This window comes from Sphingomonas sp. (genome assembly GCF_035910975.1).
Classification (GTDB): Bacteria; Pseudomonadota; Alphaproteobacteria; order Sphingomonadales; family Sphingomonadaceae; genus Sphingomonas.
Genome location: NZ_JAMHWM010000054.1, coordinates 1 through 2175, shown reverse-complemented (window position 1 = coordinate 2175; position 2175 = coordinate 1). Strand labels below are relative to the sequence as shown.

Annotated in this window: 3 protein-coding genes; all 3 read right to left on the bottom strand. The window is 68.3% G+C overall.

The features are described from left to right. On the bottom strand, positions 1–549 hold a 549-nt coding region (locus VYI76_RS16725), incomplete at its 3' end, for an aldehyde dehydrogenase family protein (protein WP_326525949.1). 25 nt (positions 550–574) lie between these two features. Further along, the gene (locus tag VYI76_RS16720; RefSeq protein WP_326525948.1) at positions 575–1615 is read right to left on the bottom strand and encodes an amidohydrolase family protein; all 1041 of its coding nucleotides are present in this window, start codon (positions 1613–1615) and stop codon (positions 575–577) included. Between the two features lie 10 nt (positions 1616–1625). Next, positions 1626–2175, bottom strand: a 550-nt coding sequence (locus tag VYI76_RS16715; protein ID WP_326525947.1) for an SDR family NAD(P)-dependent oxidoreductase, incomplete at its 5' end; no start/stop codon positions are given.

Here is a 2175-nt window from a genome sequence, read left to right as displayed (position 1 = left end):
GATCTCGGCGAGGACGAGGGTGCTGAGCGGGGTATACTCGCTCGGCTTCACGACGACGGCGCAGCCGGCGGCGAAGGCGGACGAGAGCTTGGTCGAGAGCAGCTGGATCGGCCAGTTCCAGGCGGTGATGAGGCCGCAGACGCCGATCGCCTCGCGACGGATGATGTTGTCGCCCATCATCGTCTCGAAATCGTAGCCGCCGAGCGTGACGATGGCCTGCCGGAAGGCCGCGAGCGCGGTCCCGGTCTGGCCCTTGAGGCTGACGGGCGCGCCCATCTCCTCGGTGATCGCGTCGGCCATGTCCTTCTCGCGGGCCTCGAGCCGGGCGACGATGGCGCGCAGGAGATCGAGCCGCTCCTCCTTCGAGGTCGCGCTGAACGCGGGGAAAGCGGCGCGGGCCGCGTCGACGGCGCGGTCGACGTCGGCCGCCGTGCCGAGGATGACCGTGGCGAATACGGCTTCGGTCGCGGGATTGACCAATTCGAACCGGCCGGTGCCGATAGCCTCGACCCATTCGCCGCCGATGAAGAACTTCGAATAGTGGCGCATGTCTTTCTCCAGGTGTCCGGTCGGCTCAGGAAGCCGGTTGCGTCGCGGCGTCGATGCCCAGCGTCGCGAGGTCGATGCCGTGCACGCGCGCGGCGGTGCGGTGGAAGAGATCGGCCTTCTCGTCGGCGGAAAGGCCGGACGCGATGTGCTTGAAGGCGTTCCAGAGCGGCACATAGCCGGCGGAGCGGCCATCGACCGGATAATTGCTCTCGAACATGCAGCGGTCGGTGCCAAACGCTTCGATCGCGGTCTCGACATAGGGACGCCAGACCTCGGCCAGTTCGGCAAAGCCGATTGGGTCGTCGCGCGTATCAAGCCCCAGCCCCCAGAACGGCATGCCGAGGCCGCCCACCTTGCAGTGGACGTTCCGCCGCCTGGCGAGGTCGCCGAGGGCGGCACGCCAGCGCTGGAAAAGCTCGCCTCGCTCGGCCGGGCTCATCCCGACACCCATCGCCACGCCCATGTGGTTGAGCGTGATCGTCGTGTCCGGGAAGGCGTCCGCGAGGTCCGCTATCTTCCGCAACTGCGGGTCGAAGACGGCGGCGTCGAAGATCAGCCCGCGCGGCGCGAGATGCGCGAAGGCGCGGCGGAACTCCGGGTGCTCCATCACGCCGTTGGGTGGGCGCTTCGGGAAATGCGGGTAGGGGCGTTCGTCGGCGTATTCCATGGTGATCTGGCGGACGCCACGAAAGCGATCCGGCGCCGTCTCCGCGCAGCGGTCGAGCAGGCCCGCGATCGCGTCGCCGTGGCGCATGTCGGCATAGCCGACGATGGCGGCGCAAAGCCGCGCGTCGCCGTAGCGCCCGCTGTCGGCGATCGCTCCGGCGCCGTTCGCGAATTCGACCTCGCCGATGGGGCGCATGACCTCGGGGCCGTCCGGCCAGGCGAAGGCGAGCGTTTCGACATAGACCGACGCGACGATCCGGTGCCCCGCTTGCGTGTCGGCGAGATAGTCGTCGAGCATGTAGCGCAGGTTCGGACGGTCGAAGAGGTGGTGGTGCGCGTCGATGATCGGCATCCCCGGATCGAGGATCGGCTCGTCGCGCCCCACACGCAGCTGCCTCATCGCCCTGCCCTCAGCCGGCCATGTAGCCGCCGTCGACGATGAAGACGCCGCCGGTGGTGTAGCTCGCGCGGTCCGACAGGAGCCAGCAGGCCATCTCGATGATTTCCCGCGCCGCGCCCAGCCGCTTGAACGGAATGCGCGACAGGATCTGTTCGCCCCGGCGGGACATCGAGTCCTTCAGCATCTCGGTGTCCACGTAGCCCGGGCAGAGCGCGTTCACGCGCACATGCGGCGCATATTCGATGGCGGCCACCTTGGTGATCCCGATCACCCCGTGCTTGCTCGCCGTGTAACCCGACGCGGTGAGGAAGCCGGTGACGCCCGCGAGCGACGAGGTGTTGACGATGGAGCCGGCCCCCTGCTTCGACATCTGGGCGATTTCCGCCCGCATGCACTGCCAGACGCCCTTGAGGTTGATGTCGATGATCCGGTCGAACGCTTCCTCGTCCCAGTCGGCGGAGAAGCGTCCGCCCTGCCCGATCTGACCACCCGTCACACCGGCGTTGTTGAGCGCTCCGTCGAGCTGGCCGAAGGCATCCACGGCCGCGCCGACCATGGCC